The 19,018-nt window shown below is 36.3% G+C and carries 16 protein-coding genes; 3 read left to right on the forward strand and 13 right to left on the reverse strand.

The window, feature by feature from the left end; genetic code table 11:
* The 5 genes from ACZBKJ_RS02845 to ACZBKJ_RS02865 form a co-directional block, all read right to left on the reverse strand.
* Positions 1 to 1,143 carry an FtsW/RodA/SpoVE family cell cycle protein gene (locus ACZBKJ_RS02845; protein WP_463199408.1) on the reverse strand — a complete coding sequence of 381 codons (1,143 nt, stop codon included), beginning with the start codon at positions 1,141 to 1,143 and terminating at the stop codon, positions 1 to 3.
* A gap of 118 nt (positions 1,144 to 1,261) precedes the next feature.
* Positions 1,262 to 2,653: a UDP-N-acetylmuramoyl-L-alanine--D-glutamate ligase gene (murD, locus tag ACZBKJ_RS02850; protein WP_463199409.1), complete on the reverse strand. Its 1,392-nt coding sequence runs from the start codon at positions 2,651 to 2,653 to the stop codon at positions 1,262 to 1,264.
* A 28-nt stretch (positions 2,654 to 2,681) separates the two neighbouring features.
* Positions 2,682 to 3,521 (reverse strand): sulfite exporter TauE/SafE family protein, encoded by an 840-nt coding sequence (locus tag ACZBKJ_RS02855; RefSeq protein WP_463199410.1) that lies wholly within the window; start codon positions 3,519 to 3,521, stop codon positions 2,682 to 2,684.
* A gap of 44 nt (positions 3,522 to 3,565) precedes the next feature.
* A complete protein-coding gene (ccoS, locus tag ACZBKJ_RS02860) occupies positions 3,566 to 3,778 on the reverse strand; it encodes a cbb3-type cytochrome oxidase assembly protein CcoS (RefSeq protein ID WP_463199411.1) in 213 nt (70 codons plus the stop codon).
* A gap of 164 nt (positions 3,779 to 3,942) precedes the next feature.
* The gene (locus ACZBKJ_RS02865) at positions 3,943 to 4,581 is read right to left on the reverse strand and encodes a histidine phosphatase family protein (protein WP_463199412.1); all 639 of its coding nucleotides are present in this window, start codon (positions 4,579 to 4,581) and stop codon (positions 3,943 to 3,945) included.
* Between the two features lie 222 nt (positions 4,582 to 4,803).
* Here ACZBKJ_RS02865 and ACZBKJ_RS02870 point away from each other — a divergent pair, with 222 nt between their 5' ends.
* Positions 4,804 to 5,340, forward strand: coding sequence for a hypothetical protein (locus ACZBKJ_RS02870; protein WP_463199413.1), 537 nt, complete (start codon positions 4,804 to 4,806; stop codon positions 5,338 to 5,340).
* Between the two features lie 144 nt (positions 5,341 to 5,484).
* The gene (locus tag ACZBKJ_RS02875; RefSeq protein ID WP_463199414.1) at positions 5,485 to 6,900 is read left to right on the forward strand and encodes a C13 family peptidase; all 1,416 of its coding nucleotides are present in this window, start codon (positions 5,485 to 5,487) and stop codon (positions 6,898 to 6,900) included.
* Between the two features lie 44 nt (positions 6,901 to 6,944).
* Here the strand turns inward: ACZBKJ_RS02875 and ACZBKJ_RS02880 are convergent, their stop codons facing one another.
* The 8 genes from ACZBKJ_RS02880 to ACZBKJ_RS02915 all read right to left on the reverse strand — a co-directional run bounded on the left by ACZBKJ_RS02880 (position 6,945) and on the right by ACZBKJ_RS02915 (position 18,013).
* The gene (locus tag ACZBKJ_RS02880; protein ID WP_463199415.1) at positions 6,945 to 8,471 is read right to left on the reverse strand and encodes a fumarate hydratase; all 1,527 of its coding nucleotides are present in this window, start codon (positions 8,469 to 8,471) and stop codon (positions 6,945 to 6,947) included.
* A 186-nt stretch (positions 8,472 to 8,657) separates the two neighbouring features.
* The gene (locus ACZBKJ_RS02885) at positions 8,658 to 9,812 is read right to left on the reverse strand and encodes an AAA family ATPase (RefSeq protein ID WP_463199416.1); all 1,155 of its coding nucleotides are present in this window, start codon (positions 9,810 to 9,812) and stop codon (positions 8,658 to 8,660) included.
* A gap of 115 nt (positions 9,813 to 9,927) precedes the next feature.
* Positions 9,928 to 10,707, reverse strand: a complete 780-nt coding sequence (locus ACZBKJ_RS02890) for a tRNA threonylcarbamoyladenosine dehydratase (protein ID WP_463199417.1) — start codon at positions 10,705 to 10,707, stop codon at positions 9,928 to 9,930.
* 54 nt (positions 10,708 to 10,761) lie between these two features.
* Positions 10,762 to 11,613, reverse strand: a complete 852-nt coding sequence (locus ACZBKJ_RS02895; protein WP_463199418.1) for a TatD family hydrolase — start codon at positions 11,611 to 11,613, stop codon at positions 10,762 to 10,764.
* Positions 11,614 to 11,631: 18 nt separating this feature from the next.
* On the reverse strand, positions 11,632 to 12,429 hold the full coding sequence (locus tag ACZBKJ_RS02900) for an RsiV family protein (RefSeq protein ID WP_463199419.1): 798 nt from the start codon (positions 12,427 to 12,429) through the stop codon (positions 11,632 to 11,634).
* Positions 12,430 to 12,454: 25 nt separating this feature from the next.
* Positions 12,455 to 15,322 carry an excinuclease ABC subunit UvrA gene (gene uvrA, locus ACZBKJ_RS02905; RefSeq protein WP_463199420.1) on the reverse strand — a complete coding sequence of 956 codons (2,868 nt, stop codon included), beginning with the start codon at positions 15,320 to 15,322 and terminating at the stop codon, positions 12,455 to 12,457.
* Positions 15,323 to 15,488: 166 nt separating this feature from the next.
* Positions 15,489 to 17,465 carry an Lnb N-terminal periplasmic domain-containing protein gene (locus ACZBKJ_RS02910; RefSeq protein WP_463199421.1) on the reverse strand — a complete coding sequence of 659 codons (1,977 nt, stop codon included), beginning with the start codon at positions 17,463 to 17,465 and terminating at the stop codon, positions 15,489 to 15,491.
* Positions 17,466 to 17,545: 80 nt separating this feature from the next.
* Positions 17,546 to 18,013: a DUF3015 family protein gene (locus ACZBKJ_RS02915; protein WP_463199422.1), complete on the reverse strand. Its 468-nt coding sequence runs from the start codon at positions 18,011 to 18,013 to the stop codon at positions 17,546 to 17,548.
* A gap of 201 nt (positions 18,014 to 18,214) precedes the next feature.
* Here ACZBKJ_RS02915 and nudC point away from each other — a divergent pair, with 201 nt between their 5' ends.
* The gene (gene nudC, locus ACZBKJ_RS02920; RefSeq protein WP_463199423.1) at positions 18,215 to 19,015 is read left to right on the forward strand and encodes an NAD(+) diphosphatase; all 801 of its coding nucleotides are present in this window, start codon (positions 18,215 to 18,217) and stop codon (positions 19,013 to 19,015) included.
* The last annotated feature ends 3 nt before the right edge of the window (positions 19,016 to 19,018 follow it).

Consider the following 19,018-nt stretch of genomic DNA (forward strand, 5'->3'; position numbering starts at 1 on the left):
TCAATATTCACGGTTTTTATTTTGGTGGTAAATTTTCTCACTTTCTTTAGAAATTTTTAATATAATAGCAATCATCATCATAAACATGAGCATTGATGAGCCGCCATAACTGTAAAATGGTAAAGTCAAGCCTTTAGTTGGCGCAAGAGCCATGGTCATGCCAGCATTGATAATCACTTGACCAAAAATAATCGTTGCAAAACCAAATGCCATATAACTTAAACGCAATTGGCGGCGCTTTAATGTAATGTAACTGATGCGCATAATACAGCCAATAATTAAGGCCTCCAAACAAAACACCAGCATCACGCCTAAAAACCCAAGCTCTTCACCGGTAATGGATAAAATAAAATCGGTATGTGCTTCAGGTAAATGTGATAATTTTAAAATGCTATCACCATAGCCAACGCCCGTCGTCCCACCGCGACCAAACGCCATTAAAGAGCGTGCCAACTGATAGTCTGATTTATAAATATCATCAAATGGGTCAAGAAATGAAAAAATCCTTAATGAACGATAATCTGAAATTAAAATTGCTATGGCGAAAACTGGTATAGCAAGTATTACCAAATAAACAGAATGTGAAAATGGCACGCCACTAATAAACAGTATTACAAGAGCGGTCGCAACAATAACCACACAGGAACCAAAATCAGGTTGAATTGCAATCAATAGTAAAACAGGAAGATACCAAACCAATAACCTAAGTCCTGCCCAAATACTTTCACGCACTTCAGCAGAACGTCGCACCACATAATCAGAAACAATCAACACCATTAACAGTTTGACAAATTCGGAAGTTTGTAAGTTTGCTGGACCAAAATCCAACCAGCGCTTTGCACCAAAAATTTCTGGAGCCACCAATAAGGTTAGAATCAATAATAAATTTAATAAAACCCAAGCAGGCACCACTAATGGCATTTGAAAATACCATTTGAGTGGAATTTGATACACAATTAAAGCGGCTAAAAAACCGACAAACACATAAATAGCCTGTGACCAAAAAAACTTTAACTCAGGAAAGCCCTTTGTTTGAGCATACGGGATGGATGATGACGCAATCATTAATAGGCTTAATACAATCAATGAAAACAGCCCCAATACCAACAGTGATTTTGCTGTTGGCATATAAGGCGACTGCATCAGATTTTGCCATCTGCCAGAAGGAAATTTTTGAAATAGGTGCATGATAAGATAAGAATTTTTTTATAAAATCTTATTATAACTAGTTTTATAGGTTTTTACGAATTTTTTAGGTGAGTTATTCGCCGTTTGACAAGCCCTGAACCAGTCGCACAAAAACCTCACCACGATGATGGTAGCCATCAAATTGATCAAAACTGGCGCAAGCTGGCGATAATAATACCGCTTTAGCATCACTCTGACTGGTCTTAACAATTGCATTATCTAGGGTTTGCACCTGAACAATGTTTATATCATGACTTATACTTAGCAATCCCTGCTCAATCAAATTTGCATCTTGCCCTATCAAATACACCACCGAAGCAAATTTTGCAACAAATTCTCCAAGCTCACTAAAATTTTGTCCTTTGGCTTGACCTCCTAAAATCAATGCCAGCGATTTTTCACCATAAACCATTCCAAGCCCTTCAATGGCAGCAATGGTTGAACCGATATTAGTGCCTTTAGAGTCGTTATAATAATCCTTACCCAAACTATTTGCCACAAATTCACAGCGGTGTGGCAAACCTCGAAAAGTACGTAAAACCGATAGCATACTTTCCATTGGCAAATTCACACTTTGACCAAGTGCCAATGCTGACAAAGCATTGAGTAAATTATGTTTACCCCTAATCAAAAGTTCATTTGCAGATAATAACTGCTGCCCTTGATAATTTAGGTAAATTTGCTGATTTTCTTCACTTAGATAAAAGTCTGCTTGTTTTGGATTACCAATTTGTCCACTGGTTGTAATTGTGTTAACATTTTGACCAATATTAGCAAAAGTTTCTTGGCAAGACTTAGCTAAATTTTCATCATCAAGGCAAATAACTGCGGATGCTGCCTGGTCAAAGATACGCAGTTTTTGTGCTAAATAGCCTGCCATATCGCCATGTCTATCTAAATGGTCTGCTGACAAATTTAAAATTGTAGCAACACTTGCTCCTAATTTTTCAATGTGTTCAAGTTGAAAACTTGATAACTCCAAAACCACCATATCCAAATTGGCAATTTCTAATAAATCAAGGGCGGGAGTGCCAATATTGCCACCAACACCAACTGTTTTACCAGCCTGTTTTGCCATCTCTCCAACCAGTGTGGTTACAGTGGATTTGGCGTTAGAACCTGTAATGGCGACGATGGGCGTTTTTTTGCCTGCCTGAACATCTCTTTGTTGTAGCGCTTGCACAAACAACCAGACATCACTCACCACAGGCACGCCTGCACCTTTGGCGTTAGCAACTTCAGCAATTTGTGGATTAATGCCGGGACTAATCACAATGACATCAGCTTTAATTAGTTTTTCACCATCAATCGCTCCAAAAGAAGTGAGAACTTCTTTGGGTAATTTATCTGCCAATTTTGGCTTAATATTTTCATCAGTAACGGTAACGGCATGACCTTTTGCAACCAAAAACTTTGCTGCAGATAAGCCACTACCACCCAATCCAATAACCACATAATTTGCCATAAATTACCCCTTAGTTTTTTAGTTTGATTTACTTATGATGATGATGCTGATGCTCCATATGATGATTATGTTCCATCTCTGGATTTTGCTCCATAGTGTGATTGTGGTGAGCATCACCATGATGACCATTGTCTACTGATGAATGCGCGTGATGACCATGATGACCGTGCCCATGTCCACCATGCAAATGGTGCATAACCGTTGGAGAAAACGCAATCAAAAGCCCAGAAACAAGCATAATTGCTCCGCTAAATTTGCGAATGTTAAAGGCTTTTACTTTGGCTTGCAGCCAAGAAAGTGCTGTTCCAGTCAGAACCAAAGCAGGCAATGTGCCAAAACCAAAAAATAACATAAACAGCGCACCCATGCCAGAATGATGAGTAGTTGCTGAAATACTTGCTGACATTACCAGCGCCCCGTACACCAAGCCACAAGGTAACAAACCCCACAAGAGCCCAGCTGATAAAGCTTTTGGTATAGTATTCATTGGCAAAACTTTTTGGCGAATTGGAGCAAGTGCATTCCACAATCCCAAACCAACTTTCTCAAGACGATTTAAAAATGGCACACCTAACATCAATAAAGCAGCAAAAACAATCGCAAACCCTAACACCAATCTTGGCATGGCATTATCGGTCAAAAATGGTGCCAAAATCTGCTCGCCAAACAAACTTGCCACCACTCCAAGCATGGTATAGCTTATCAATCTACCCGCATGATAACTACCAATCAACAATGCTTGTTTTTGTGGGCTTACTTGTTTAATGGAGATGCCAAAAGCAGTAACAATGCCTCCACACATTCCCATACAGTGTGGCGACCCTAAAAAGCCCATTAATAATGCTGGAATCAGCAAACTCATACTCATAAATACATCCTTAATTTATTAACCAACTTGCTATTTAAACTAACTTACTGTTTAAATGATGACTTAATTGGTTTATTGTGCTGGTTTTGACTGGCTTGCAAAATTTGACGGCGAGCTTGTCTATCATCAAGAATAATCTGGTCAGGTGCATTATCCAAATCTTCAAACTGATTGGATTTCACAGCGTAATAAATTGCCCAAATCCCTACAACAAATAACATCAAGCTAAGTGGTATCAAAAGATAGATACTGACCATATTACACCTTTTTTTTAAGTTTTAAATGTTATTTTATCACATTTTTATTTAGTTATATAGATACTGACCATATTACACCTTTTTTTTAAGTTTTAAATGTTATTTTATCACATTTTTATTTAGTTATGATGCATTCATTTACGCGCCTATTAATAACTTTACAGCTACTCATCACCGCGCACTCGCACTTTGGTAATACTAGCCTTACCGTCCAAAGTTAATAAATAGATTTCGGTATTTTTTGGGCGAATACTCAGCTCAAAGGTGCGAAATCTTTCCATATCCATGACTCGACTACCATCACCATGTAGTAGCTGCCAAATCAACATACCCAACCACATTCCATGACCAAACACCACATAAGTACCCGCATTTAATCCATCAAAATAAGCACGAGCATTCATTACCCGTCCTGCAAAACTCCAAAAACTTTCTGTGTTTTGACTGTCTTTATGATAAATATCATTGACTTGCCAAAAATCATCGGTTTTTTGTTTTAACTGAGCAAAACTCAAATCCTTAATATGACGAAAATCCAAATAATCAAATTCGTGCAAATCTTCCAAAACAGATGCTTGGCGTTTTACTTTATTTAAAAAAGGTTCAGCGGTTTGTTGAGTACGAACGTAATTTGATACAAAAATTTCCTCAATTGGTTCTGTAATATGATGTAGCAGCCAATCTGATAAGATTTCCGCTTGGTTTTTTCCCAATGGAGTTAAATTAATTTGTGGATTTGGACGAATGTTAATTGCAGCATTTGATTCGCTTTGAGCGTGACGAATAAGATAAATTTTTTTCATTGCAAACCAGATTTTATTAAAATTAGATAATTTTTTCATTTTATCAGATTTTTTATATACATAGCTACATAAAAACAACAAAATAGCGTATTTTTACACAAGACCAACCCTAAGATAGATGATAAAATCACTGTCCAATCTTGCTATTTTGATTTAAAATTGAGCTAATTTTCATTTGATGTTTTTATCAGCATTTAGATTTCTTTACTGTACGATGATTGTATGACGGACTCTACCCACGCCAAACCTTGGCAAAAAATGGCTTTTTTATCTTTATTTGCAACTAGTGTGGGAATCACCGGATGCAATGACAACGCCAATTCTGACGGACAAGCATTAGAGCAAGTCAACGACGCCAAATCTTTTAAACCACTTGCTACTTTTTACACTCCAAACCAAGCCAATATTCATGGGCAACAAAGCGCTTTAAATCATTTTTTAAGTCGACGATGGCAACTAAAAAACATCAACCACATTCCAATTGCTGAGCCTGTCAGCATTGATTTAAGCGATTTTACTCATGGTCATGGTACGGCATTTACCAGTTGTGACCGTATTGATTTTGTACTTGATACGAGTAAATTAGCTTCTGGCGGTTTATCCATCAGTAAAATTGAACGAAAAATGAATGACTGCACTCATAATATCGGCGATGATATCATGCGGATTTTTGGAGATTTACACAGTTTTCACCGCAAAGATGATGTATTGATATTAATTAGCCTAAAAGATGAAGTTGAGCTTATTCCTGAATCTTAAGTACACATTTCATGATAAATAAATAAAATTAAAGCAAAAAACAGTTGCCATTGCATTCACAGTTTGAGAAAATAGGCGGATAGCTTGCGTATCATTTAATCAAATTTTAGCTTTTTTGGACATATATTTTTTTGGACAATCATTTTGCCATTATCTTCCCTAAAAATACAGTTTTTGCCACGTTTTTCTCTGAATTTTGCTGCCAATATTATGGCAAGTTTGTGGATGCTTGTTGGTTCTATTAAAGCCTTTGATTGGGTTAAACCCACGTTCACACAATTTCTTTTATTTTGCATCCTAGCACTTAGTGTTAACGTTTTGTTTGCTTGGCTTGTTGCGGATGCTAACAGCGCCTTTAACGAGCAAGGATTGATTAGCTATCTAGTTTGGCCCATGATTATGCTAATCGCTGGAATTATTCTTGCCAAACGCTCACAAAATTATACCTTGTTATTTGTACCAGTAATTTTATGGTTAACTGCTGATACACTGCTTGTTTTACTGCAAAGTGGCATTCAATTTTTAGGTAATCAAAATCTATTACCAGCCTGGTCTTATGGTGTTATTGAGATTTTATTTTTTTCGCTGTTTATCTGGCAAACCGTCTCTTTGCTTTGGGTTTTTGCCAAACGCCTACATTGGCCTTGGTGGGAACAGGTTATTATGTTAATTGGAGCGGTATCTTTGCTATTTGTCTGGCAAAAAAATGCAAACAATCAAAGAATTTTTCAAACCACAACACCGCCGCCAACCTTAAGCGAGGTCGCTTTTTATGCTCAACCAATGTTACTGGATGATAAATTAGCCAACCTTACCCAAAGTTCTGAAGGCATTAGTGATTGGTATTTTGTGGGAGTGGCGGGTTATCCTGAAAGTGTTTTTGCAGGTGAAATCACCGAAGCCCAGCGACTCTTTGATGTGCGTTTTGGTATGAAAGGTCGCTCGTTGGCATTGGTCAATAACCCATATACTTGGCAATCTGAGCCTATCGCCAGTCAAACCAGTCTTGACCGCGTCTTAAAACATCTTGGTAAAAAAATGAATGCCAGTGAAGACGTGTTATTTTTAGTCCTAAGTTCACATGGTGCAGTGGATGAATCTGGTAAGGTTTTAGGCGACATTGTACTGGACAATCCACCCTTAGAATTAGAAGATATTAATCCAAAATGGTTAAAACAAACACTGGATAATGCAGGTATACGTTGGCGAGTGATTGTAGTATCATCTTGCTATTCAGGCACATTTATTGATGAATTGTCCTCACCAACCACCGTGATTATTACCGCCTCAAAAGCCGACCGAGCCAGTTTCGGCTGTCAGCCTGGCGCTGAACTTAGTTATTTTGGAGAAGCATTTTTTGCTGAAGCTTTGCGAGCCAATACCAGTTTTGAAAGTGCTTTTAAACAAGCCATCCAACGAATCAAAGAACGAGAAGCCTTGCTTGGCTTTGAACCTTCTGAACCGCAAATGGTTGTTGGTAGTCTGATGAAAACCGCTCTTCCTGAATTTGAAAAAGCTTTATTTTATCACGATACCCAAGAAACAGTGCAAGCCAAATAAAATCCCCTTTAAACATAAAGGGGATTTGATGATGAATTTGATTTTTAGTCTTGTTTGACAGGAATTTTACCAATTTTGGCTTGCCAAATTTTTGGAGCGGTCGCATGAACCGACATACCGCGACTATCCACAGCGACAGTTACAGGCATGTCTTTAACTTCAAATTCATAGATTGCTTCCATGCCAAGTTCAGCAAAGGCAACTACCTTAGCTTTTTTAATCGCTTTTGATACCAAATACGCCGAACCACCGACCGCCATTAAATACACTGCTTTATTATCTGCAATGGCTTGGCAAGCAATTTGACCGCGTTCTGATTTACCAATCATACCCAAAAGCCCTGTTTGTTCAAGCATTTGGCGAGTAAATTTATCCATGCGCGTCGCAGTTGTTGGTCCAGCAGGTCCAACCACTTCATCACGCACAGGATCAACAGGTCCAACGTAATAAATGATTTTGTTTGTAAAATCAACTGGTAAAGGCTCACCTCGATTCAACATATCCGTCATGCGTTTATGGGCGGCATCACGACCAGTATAAATTTTGCCTGACAATAATAACACATCACCCGTTTGCCAATCGGCAATTTCTTCTTTAGTTAATGTGTCTACATTAACGCGTTTTCCATTTTCAGGATTGTAGGTAATATCAGGATAGACATCAAAATCAGGTGGCAAAAGCTCAACAGGACCTGAACCATCTAATTCAAATTCTACATGACGAGTAGCAGCACAGTTTGGAATCATTGCCACAGGCTTAGACGCCGCATGTGTTGGATAGTCTAAAATCTTCACATCAAGCACAGTAGTTAAACCGCCCAAACCTTGAGCACCAATACCAAGTGCGTTGACTTTTTCGTATAATTCCAATCTTAAAGCTTCGGTTGTGGTTAATTCTGCGCCACTTTTAGCTTTATCTTGCAATTCATGAATGTCAATATGGCTCATCAACGATTCTTTTGCCAAAAGTGTTGCTTTCTCAGGAGTACCGCCAATACCGATTCCTAAAATACCCGGTGGACACCAGCCAGCACCCATTTCTGGCACTGTTTTTAATACCCAATCCACAATACTGTCCGACGGATTTAGCATGGCAAGTTTTGATTTATTTTCACTACCGCCGCCCTTGGCTGCACAAGTTACTTCAACTTTGTCGCCAGCAACTACCTCCATATGAATCACTGCGGGAGTATTATCTTTGGTATTAATGCGCTTTCCAGCAGGGTCAGCCAAGACAGATGCACGTAGTGTATTGTCTGCGTTGGTATAAGCACGACGAACACCTTCATTAACCATTTCAGCAATTGTCATAGTGCTGTCCCACTGCACATTCATACCAATTTTTAAAAACACCGTCGCAATGCCCGTATCTTGGCAGATAGGACGATGACCTTCAGCGCACATACGACTATTGACTAAAATTTGAGTCATAGCATCCTTTGCGGCTGGATTCTCTTCACGCTCTAAAGCTTCAGTTAAGGCTTTAATATAATCGGTCGGGTGGTAATAACTAATATATTGAAATGCATCACAAATAGATTCAATAAAATCTTCTTGCTTAATAATAGTCATGGATTATCCTTTTGACGTAAATTTTACATAGTTGGTTGGCGGCAAGCTAACTAGATTTATTTTTTAAATAAAAAAATAAACAGTACGGCTATTTTAACAAAAAAAACCCGCACTGTCATTTTCCAAACTGCCAAATTATTGATGACTGTCATCAATTTTTCTAATGCATTTTTTTATTGATACTATTTAACCAGTAAAACCAAATTGGCTTTTTGGCGTAACTTCTTTATATTCAGCCTCATCAATATGAGTAAGCTCTGCCAATGTCATGGGTTTTTCTACAAAAATTGGTTTGTCTAGTGATTTTAAATATTGATTGCATTTTTCAGTAGCCAATTTGTCAAATTTATATTCTGCAATCAATCGACCACGTCTTAGTAATGCATGGTCAATATCCATTAAATCTGCATTAAAGGTACAAATAAATTGACATTCTAAAACATCAGATAAAATACCATCTGCAATATTTAAAATGGTTGCCACCACATCTGTCGTATTGCCGCCACCCACTCGTTCAGCAATATAGTTCTCACAATCTTCCAATACCAAAATAGAATTTTTACGCCCAATCAATAAACTCATAAATTGTGGTTCTGCTAAAGCACCAATCAAGTTATTTGGCACAAAAATAAAATCTTTATCAGGTATTTGTGCAGTTAGCCATTTAATGTAATTGGTTTTTCCTGTACCTGCCAAACCGTGAAGTAACACCACACCTTTTTTGCTATGTTTTAAATCATTTTGAATTTTATTATGTACAGATATAAAATTATCGTTATACATTAATTCTAAATCTAGTTTATAAGGTTTAATGGTTTGATGTCTAAAGACTAAATCATTTCCTTCTTTTAAAAGCAATAAAATTTTTGCTTCACTTGAAATATATTTCTCTAAAAATAAATTAAAAAATTCTTTAATATTCTTTAGAGAATTTGGATTGTTAGAATTATAACCTAATTTCTCTACTTTTAAAAATCCAGATTCAAAAATATGTTTATCATATTCATTACTCAAATCTTCATTTAATAATAAAAAAAATTCAAATTCTGGATAAAAGTAACATAATTCACCCTCATAAAACGTATTACTTTTAGAATCATAATAAACGGTATGATAATCTTCACATTTAACAAATTTTACCAAATGTTCCTTTTTAATCACAATATTATCGCCATTAAAATTGATATTTGGCATCATTGAATCAATCAGCTCTTCAAATGGCGTATTATTTGCAGTGATTTCTTGTTCTAATTCTTTAACCTCAATGAAATATTGATTATCTCGGTAATTTTCCGTCATAATTTTACGTGGACGAAAATATTTTGATTGTAAAATTTTCATATATTAATCCAATAAATATAAATTAAACATTTAACAATATTATTTTATTTGTTAATGATGAATAATGTTATTAAAATGATTTATAATGCAATCATAAAAAATTATTCAAAAATTTTTAAGTATCTTTTGTTAAATCTGCTATCATTTTTAGACATTCTGCCGCCATTATCATGCCAACGGTTGCCGTTACAGTTACCGCAGAACCATAACCTCCACAATTCAAACCACTTTCACAAGCATTTGCCATTTTAATCGGTTCATTAGAATAAACACATTTCATGGCAAACTTATTTTTTAAATCTTTGTTAATATTTTTATCTTTTAAATTTTGACGTAATTTTGCTAATAATGGGTCATGAGTTACTTCTTTTAAATCCGCGACACCAATTTTGGTTGGGTCTATTTTACCGCCTACTCCACCAGAGATAATTAGCTTGATTTTATTAAATCGACAATGTAATGCAATTGCTAATTTTGCCTGAATATCATCCGTGCAATCCAAAACAATAATTGATTTATTTTGCTGTCTTAGCTGCATTATGGTTTGTTTATTTGGTAAAATATCTTGAACATTATTTGAATTTAAAAAATCATCCACCAAAAAAATATTAATATCTGGATTAATATTTTTAGCACGATTTGCCATTTCTTCTATTTTTGATATGCCAAAAGTTTGAGTTAACGCAGGTAATTGGCGATTAACATTACTTTCAACCAAAACATCCAAATCCACCAAGGTTAATGCGCCAATGCCTGTTCGTGCCAGCGCTTCTACCGCCCATGAACCAACACCGCCCACACCAATAATATAAACGTGAGCATTGACAAAAGCATCAAAACTCTTTTCGTATAACGTGCGCGTACCAATAAAACGGCGATTTGATGAATGACTCATAAATAAATTAAGATAAAAAAATTTTAATTAAACTTGCCAATTATAACACATTAATTAATTATTCGTTTCGTTTATTTTTAACGCTTGGTAACTATTTTCCCAAAGTTTATCGGCTAATATTTTTTTATCCATATTAAATAAATTTGACAGTTCTTGTAAAACATAAATCAAATTAGCAGGCTCATTCAATGTATATCCTTGTTTTTGGCAAGGTATTGGTAGCATATCTGGACTGTCAGTTTCTATGACAAATGCACTAACACCGTATTTACAAAATACAGTATTTACCACTTGTCGTAGTTTTTTAGCATTTGGGTTGGTAATTTGACCTGTAATGCCTAATTTAAATCCCATTTGTACAAAAGCAATTGCTTCATTTATTCCGCCACTAAAACTATGGGCAATGCCACCTTGATGATATGGATTGTATTTTTCTTGTTTTAATATTTTTAAAACATCGGCATGGGCTTTACGAATATGCAATAAAATGGGTAAATCATATTTTTTTGCAATTTGAATTTGTTCTATAAAAAAATTTTTTTGTTTTTGATAAATATTCTCTTCTTTTAAAGATTTTTCAAACGTATCTAAACCAATTTCACCTATAGCAATGCTTGGATATTTTTTAATATACGTTTCTAAAATATACAAATCTTCTTGTTGTTGATTTTTAATATATAAAGGATGCAGTCCAAAAGCTAAATGGGTTTTTAAATTTAAATTTAAGTGATTTAATTTTTTTTGACAAACCACCATTTGTTTAAACGAATCCGCCATCAAACCAATAATTACCAGTTCTTTTATGCCATTATTATAAGCATTAATTGCATATTTTTCCAAATTATCTTGATATTCCAAAATATCAAAATGTGTATGAGTATCTATTAAAAAACAACTATTTGTCATATTTATATGTTTTATTAATTATTTTAAATATTCAGGTTTTACAATATTTTTTAAATCTGCATAACCAATAACAAATTCAGGCATTCCCATATTGTAAGGAGTAATTTGTTCTGGTTGATATAAAAATTTTATGCCATCTTTAGTAAATATAAAGTTTTTGGTTAAAAAAAATGACCATTTTTTTTCATGTTTTTTAATATCAACTTTGCCTTTTTTTAACGCATTAAAAAATTTTTCTTTTACCATATTTTCTAATTTTTCTTTTGTGTTTGGCAATAAAATATCATCCAAAGTTAATTGTCGAGATTCTATCATATCAAACACAAAATAATTAATACTTCCTGTTCCAGCCATATCGCCAACTTGATAAAACTCACTAATGGAAAATAATTCTAAATCTCCTTGATGACCCAAATAATTAGGTCTGGCGGAAATATCAATTAAAGGTGAATGCTGGTCTGGATTTTCATTAATAAGTTCTTGATGGGTTTGGATGATATTTAATTCAGATTGTTTTAAAAAATCAGTTAATTGTTTATCGGTTGGCTGACCAATTTTAGCAAACTCTTTATACAATAGGTCCTGTGGCGAATTTTCACCACCCACGCTGCCAAAAACTGATAAAACATTAGTATTAATAATATGCTGAACCCATAAATCGTTGGTGCTAATCAATCCATAATTTAAAACAGGACAATCATCAGCACATAATTGATTAAAATCATTGCCTGTAGTGATGTATTTTGGTTCTACATGAAAATTTGCCGAATGCGCAATGTTTACCAACAATATCAACAAAAACAACCCAAATCTCATGATTGCCCTCTTATTTGTTTTTGAATTATGTTTTATCTAAAACTAATTTTAAAAATCTGCCTGTGTGTGATTTTTCATCCTTTGCAACCTCTTCAGGCGTACCAACAGCAACGATTTGACCACCACCATCACCACCTTCATAACCCAAATCAATAATATGGTCAGCGGTTTTTATTACATCTAAATTATGCTCAATGACAACAACGGTGTTGCCTTTATCACGCAAGGCATGCAAGATGTGTAAAAGTTTATCAATATCAGCAAAATGTAGACCAGTTGTTGGCTCATCTAAAATGTACAAGGTTTGACCTGTGTCACGTTTGGATAGTTCCTTGGCAAGTTTTACCCGCTGAGCCTCACCACCTGATAATGTTGTTGCTGATTGACCCAAACGAATATAATCCAATCCCACCTCTGCCAACGCCTCAATACGTCGATGGATAGCAGGAATTGCCTCAAAAAATACCAGCGCTTCTTCAACCGTCATATCCAAAACATCTGCAATGGATTTTCCCTTGTAGTGAACTTCCAATGTTTCACGGTTATAACGTCTGCCATGACAAGCATCACAGGGTACATACATATCGGGCAAAAAGTGCATTTCCACCTTAATCAAGCCATCGCCCTGACAAGTTTCGCAACGTCCGCCTTTAACGTTAAAACTAAACCTGCCTGCTTTATAACCTCTAGCGCGAGATTCGGGTGTTTGTGTAAATAAATCACGAATTAAGGCAAAAACGCCTGTATAAGTAGCAGGATTACTTCTAGGCGTACGTCCAATCGGCGATTGGTCAATATCCACCATTTTATCTAAGTATTCAAGCCCTACAATCTTGTCATAAGGTTCAGCAGTTAAAGTAGTTGCTCGGTTTAATTGAGCGGCAGCAATTGGCATAAGTGTTTGATTAATTAATGTGCTTTTTCCAGAACCAGACACTCCTGTAATGCAGGTCATCACCCCAATTGGTATGGTTAAATCCACATTTTTTAAATTATTTCCTCGAGCGCCAAAAAGCTCTAAATACATAGGCTCTTGAACTGTTTTTTTGCCTTTTTGAACAGATTGAGTTTTGGCTTTTTTTCGATAACTTGGAATGGCAATTTGTTTTTTACCTGATAGGTATTGTCCCGTTAAGGAATCTGGATTTTTGGCAATTTCATCTGCGCTTCCCTGAGCAATAACTCGCCCTCCATGCACGCCTGCTCCCACGCCAATATCAATAATGCAGTCAGCTTGACGAATGGCATCTTCGTCGTGCTCCACCACAATCACTGTATTACCTAAATCGCGCAAATGAGTTAAAGTGCTTAATAATCGGTCATTATCACGCTGATGCAACCCAATTGAAGGCTCATCAAGCACATACATTACCCCCATCAAGCCTGCCCCAATTTGACTTGCTAAACGAATTCTTTGAGCTTCGCCACCCGACAAAGTTTCTGCACTTCTTGCTAAAGTTAAATAATCCAAACCCACCTTGGTTAAAAACCTCAATCTTTCGCGAATCTCTTTAAAAATTTTATCGGCAACTTCGCCTTTATGTCCATCCAACTTTAGATGTTGGTAATAGTTCCACGCCTGCCCAATGGGTAGATGAATGATATCACCAATTACTCGCCCATCAACCTGTACATGGCGAGCAATATCATTTAAACGCACGCCATTGCAAGCACTGCAAGTGGTATCTGATAAATATTTTGACAATTCATCACGCACCAAATTACTGGTTGTAGTGGTATATCGACGCTCTAGATAAGGCAAAACACCTTCAAAAGGCACCGTTTTGGTAGATTTGCGTCCAGTCTCAAACACAAAATCAAAATTAATTTTTTCTTTACCCGAACCGTATAAAATGATGTTTTGCTGTTTTTTAGATAAGTCCTTCCATGAGTTATCCATATCAATGTCAAAATGCTGACAAACCGTTGTTAAAATTCCAAAATAATACGCATGGGTTTTATCCCAGCCATGAATTGCCCCCTGGTTTAAAGATTTTTCAGGATAAGTTACAATGCGCTCAGCTGCAAAATATTGTCGTTTTCCCAAACCATCACAAACAGGACATGCACCCGCAGGATTATTAAAACTAAACAAACGTGGTTCTAGTTCACTTACTGCTCGTTCGCAGACAGGACAGGAGTGTTTGGCGGACAAAATTTGACTGCGTTCATCATCCATAAAATACAAAATCGCCAAATCTGAACCCAGTCTTAATGCCACTTCCAAGCTTTCAGCAATGCGGTTACCCAAATCATTACGCACCTTAAATCGGTCTACCACCACTTCAAGAGTGTGTTTTTGATTTTTATTGAGTGTTGGCAATTCATCAGTATCATAAATCACCCCATCAATGCGCAGTTTACTAAACCCTTGAGCGGTTAGCTGTTCCATCAGCGCAAGGTGCTCCCCCTTTCGTTCACGCACCACAGGAGCAAGAATCATCAATTTGGTTTCTTCAGGCAGCGCCAAAATATCATCAACCATTTGAGTAATGGTTTGAGCGACCATCGGTTGGTGATGTTCTGGGCAATAAGGTACACCAACTCGCGCAAACAATAGACGCAAATAATCATAGATTTCAGTGATTGTACCAACCGTAGAGCGGGGATTGTGATTGGTTGATTTTTGTTCAATTGCAATGGCTGGTGACAACCCTTCAATGCTATCCACTTCGGGTTTTTGCATTTGACTTAAAAATTGACGAGCATAAGCTGACAAACTTTCCACATAACGGCGCTGACCCTCAGCATATAAAGTGTCAAACGCCAAAGATGACTTGCCTGAGCCTGACAAACCAGTAATTACCACCAGTTTATCACGTGGAATGTCTACATAAATATCTTTTAGGTTGTGTGTTCTTGCCCCTTTAATGGAAATGAATTGCTGCGTCATGAATTGCCCCAAATAACAATAGTCTAATTTGACAATTATGGGGGTAAAAAGTCAATTTCAAACAGATAAACAGATGATTTTATAGAACGATTTGATAAATTTTTCTATAAAATCAATAAATTCATAACAATATCATCAGCAACAAACACTATTTGCAGCAAGGTTATCAGTAATAATGTGAAAACCCAAACATCATTTTTTGCCAATCTTGACCATTTTGAAATTCATGGTGGGCAGATAAATGTAAAGCATTTTCTGATGATAAACTGTAAGTTACTTGAGCATTTGCCACCGTTTGTTTATCACCAGTTTGCCAAAATGGTGTACTCACATCCATCGATGCTTGCCAATGGTCGGAAAAATGTGCCAAACAATGAATCTTTGGCACAATACCAGCACGCCCACCTTTTTCGATAGCTTTGGTAGCCTGCATTTCTGCACGAACATACGCTCCACAAACCAATTGTTCGCCAAAATTTTTTACATAACCAATTTGTCCTGCGGTAATGGTGGCAATATGTGTGTTTTTAGTACTAAATTGCCCTTTATCCATAGCTACTTGCTGAAAACCAAAATCCCAACCCCAAGAATAGGGTTTTTTATAACTGGTAATAGGATTGATTGCATGAACGGATAAGACATCCAAGTAATCAAATTTGAGTTTATTATCATATATGCCAATTGCGCCATCCAAAAAAGTCAATTGACCAATTCCATAGCCCATTTGCGGGTCACTAAAGTGATGATATGCCACGCGATGATGCAAAAAAACGCCTTTTTTATTTTGAATCTCACCCAACCAAACTCCCCAAAGTTTATCACCATGCCCTTGTGTTGGGTCATATTTTGGACGAATTGGTTCAGGTTTTTGTTTATCAACAGTTATCTGACTGCGTAGTAGTAGCAGTTCACGTAAGCGATTTTGAGAAAAATCCGCCTTTACCTTTTTACTGCCATGCTGAAAATACAAATCATCATACGCCAACTCAAGTAATTTAGCTTGATTTTCAATAGATTGACCTTGCAAAACTTGTTGGGGGTTTACCTCTGGCAATGTCATTTTATGAGCCATTTTAGCAAAAGGTTTGCCATAAGTTTTTTCTTGAGTTTGTATTTGAGTTTCTAAAGCGGGACGATATTTGGTTTGTTTAATCAGCCCTGCCTTTTTGACTGCTTTGACAGTTTCAATTGGCACCGCCGTTAAACCAAATTTACTTTGCAAATTCAGTTCAGGGCGCACCAAATCCATCAACCCTAAAATAGCATATGAGCAATTTTTATCCATAAAATAATAAGGAAAATTGACATTTTGCATCTCCCAGATATGCCCTACTAAAAAAGCCACTTCATCTGGGGTTAAATCCAGCTCATACTCCCACATATCACGACTTTCCAAATCGCCATATTCTTTAGTTTTATGAAAATAACGCATCAAAGAATAACTGCCAGGATATTTGCCTGTTAAACCCTTATACGCATAAACCATGCCATTTTCATTATTAGGAGTAGTAGCGGCATAATTGAGCGCATAAGCAAATAAATCTAAATTTTTTCCTTCAGTTTTGACAGGGTCAAGCCGAAGCAATGTATGTCCAAACATAGAACCTGGGCTACCCATATAATCAGTGGCAAAAATCAATGTCATGCTGTTAGGGTTGATTTTTTGATACCAGTCATTAAAGGCTGTGCAATCAACTTTTGCAAGTTGGTTTTTATCAATCTGAAGTGTCTTGGTTAGCCAAGCAGTTCTAGCTGGAAATCGGCACTGGGGCGAATTTTCGGTGTTATCGGTAAACATTTTTTCAAGCGTAATATCCAATTCTGCTTGCAAATTATTTTTACCATCTTTGGACAAAAAGAAGTTTGTATATTTAACATCGCTGATTTGCTGCTTATTGGCATAAAAAAGCCGTTGCCAAACTTTATGTGTGCTTAGGTGCTGATTTTTTGCTTTTTGCTGAAACTGCTTAATCATTAAATCCAAATCATTGACATGATTGTGTGACGAAGTTATCCAATCACCACCATGGTCATTGCTAACCCCGTTCACAACCCCATCAAAAGGCGTAGGTTCATTAGCAAATACTGATGAAAAAGCCGTTAGAAAACATGTCAATGTTATTACGGTAAATGTTTGCCGCATATACTTTTACTCAATCACCTAAAACTCATATAAAAAAACCTTATGAGAAAAGCCCCATAAGGTTTTGATAAAAAAGCAAATCAAACGTAAGCTTTTAAAGTTGCATCAGCAGCCAAAACATTTTGTAGATTAGCAACAACATCAGCAGTAGTGCTACCTGCACTGTAAATAGTGCCAAAGTTTGCTTTAGCAACACTATAGAAACGAGCTTGGTCAGCTTCTTTAATGTTTAATAATTCAGCAAGAACGTTTAGATTTTCGCCTTGACCAATAGCCATATCGCGCGCCAAAGCTTCAGAATTACCATCAACAAACTCAACTACTTGAGCCTTGATAGTGCCTTGACCATTACAGCCCAAAGTACCAAACGTAATACCAAATAATTGGTTTGCAGTACTACCATTGGTGGTTGCTGCTAAAATTTTGGAAACTTTACCTTCTTTGCCTGCCCAAATTTGAGTACCAGCACCACAACCAATGTCATTGTCAGCAAATGCAGCGGTGGAAGATAAAGCAACTGCGGCAACCAATAAGATTTTCTTCAACATAACACAATCCCTAAATTCAAAGGAAACATCATAAACAATGGCTTTATCGTAATACAAAACCATAACAAAAGCAAGGTGTTAATACAAAACATTAACAATTTAATGGGTTTGCTTCTTTAATTTATACCTTTTGGCAATTATTTTACTAGTTTATGCTTTTCTTATGTTAGAATAAAAAGATTTATTGAATTTATCTGTTTTATGTCAATCATTGATACAAGAACTATTTGGGTAATAGATGCGCAAAGTATCTTTTGTCAAAATGGTGTGCCTTTTGCGATTCCCTTAAATAAATTGACCAATTTACAAAATTTCAACTTAGATGATGTTATACACCTAACAGATGGCAATTTTGCACTGGATAAACAAAATATACCAAACTCCGATATCAATCTACCCCAAGGTGAATTCATTGCTTATCGGCATTTGGTTGGTAGACTCAATAACACACTAGCTGGTTTATTTTCCCAAGCAATTCAGTTGATTTATTTTCATAAAACCCATCAGTTTTGTGGGGTATGTGGTCATAAAACAATCAAAAACACTTTAGAGAATAATCACATTTACACACATCGTATTTGCACGCATTGTCAACATCACATTTATCCAAAAATCCAACCTTGCGTTATTGTTGCTATTACTCGCCTGCACCCAACTACTCAAAAACCACAGATTTTACTAGCAAAACATCATCGCCATACTGATATTTACACACTGATTGCAGGGTTTGTGGAAATTGGTGAAACACTTGAAAGGGCTACTGCTCGTGAGGTTTATGAAGAAGTTGGTTTACAGATTGATACACCAATGTATTTTAACAGCCAAGCTTGGCCCTACCCCACAAATTTAATGGTTGGGTTTATTGCCAAATATCGGTCAGGCAAAATTATATTACAACAAGATGAGTTAAACGATGCACGATTTTTTGACGTGGACAAGCTGCCAAACCTGCCCCCTTGCGGTACTCTTGCCAGAAAAATCATTGATGCTGTTTGCCACTAAGTT

Source organism: Moraxella sp. I5G (assembly GCF_055193055.1).

What these genes read in the sequence shown, in the direction of transcription:
- ACZBKJ_RS02845 (WP_463199408.1), bottom strand. Translation starts at nt 1,143, where the DNA reads ATGCAGTCGCCTTATATGCCAACAGCAAAATCACTGTTGGTATTGGGG.
- murD (WP_463199409.1), bottom strand. Translation starts at nt 2,653, where the DNA reads ATGGCAAATTATGTGGTTATTGGATTGGGTGGTAGTGGCTTATCTGCA.
- ACZBKJ_RS02855 (WP_463199410.1), bottom strand. Translation starts at nt 3,521, where the DNA reads ATGAGTATGAGTTTGCTGATTCCAGCATTATTAATGGGCTTTTTAGGG.
- ccoS (WP_463199411.1), bottom strand. Translation starts at nt 3,778, where the DNA reads ATGGTCAGTATCTATCTTTTGATACCACTTAGCTTGATGTTATTTGTT.
- ACZBKJ_RS02865 (WP_463199412.1), bottom strand. Translation starts at nt 4,581, where the DNA reads ATGAAAAAAATTTATCTTATTCGTCACGCTCAAAGCGAATCAAATGCT.
- ACZBKJ_RS02870 (WP_463199413.1), top strand. Translation starts at nt 4,804, where the DNA reads ATGACGGACTCTACCCACGCCAAACCTTGGCAAAAAATGGCTTTTTTA.
- ACZBKJ_RS02880 (WP_463199415.1), bottom strand. Translation starts at nt 8,471, where the DNA reads ATGACTATTATTAAGCAAGAAGATTTTATTGAATCTATTTGTGATGCA.
- ACZBKJ_RS02885 (WP_463199416.1), bottom strand. Translation starts at nt 9,812, where the DNA reads ATGAAAATTTTACAATCAAAATATTTTCGTCCACGTAAAATTATGACG.
- ACZBKJ_RS02890 (WP_463199417.1), bottom strand. Translation starts at nt 10,707, where the DNA reads ATGAGTCATTCATCAAATCGCCGTTTTATTGGTACGCGCACGTTATAC.
- ACZBKJ_RS02895 (WP_463199418.1), bottom strand. Translation starts at nt 11,613, where the DNA reads ATGACAAATAGTTGTTTTTTAATAGATACTCATACACATTTTGATATT.
- ACZBKJ_RS02900 (WP_463199419.1), bottom strand. Translation starts at nt 12,429, where the DNA reads ATGAGATTTGGGTTGTTTTTGTTGATATTGTTGGTAAACATTGCGCAT.
- uvrA (WP_463199420.1), bottom strand. Translation starts at nt 15,322, where the DNA reads ATGACGCAGCAATTCATTTCCATTAAAGGGGCAAGAACACACAACCTA.
- ACZBKJ_RS02910 (WP_463199421.1), bottom strand. Translation starts at nt 17,465, where the DNA reads ATGCGGCAAACATTTACCGTAATAACATTGACATGTTTTCTAACGGCT.
- ACZBKJ_RS02915 (WP_463199422.1), bottom strand. Translation starts at nt 18,013, where the DNA reads ATGTTGAAGAAAATCTTATTGGTTGCCGCAGTTGCTTTATCTTCCACC.
- nudC (WP_463199423.1), top strand. Translation starts at nt 18,215, where the DNA reads ATGTCAATCATTGATACAAGAACTATTTGGGTAATAGATGCGCAAAGT.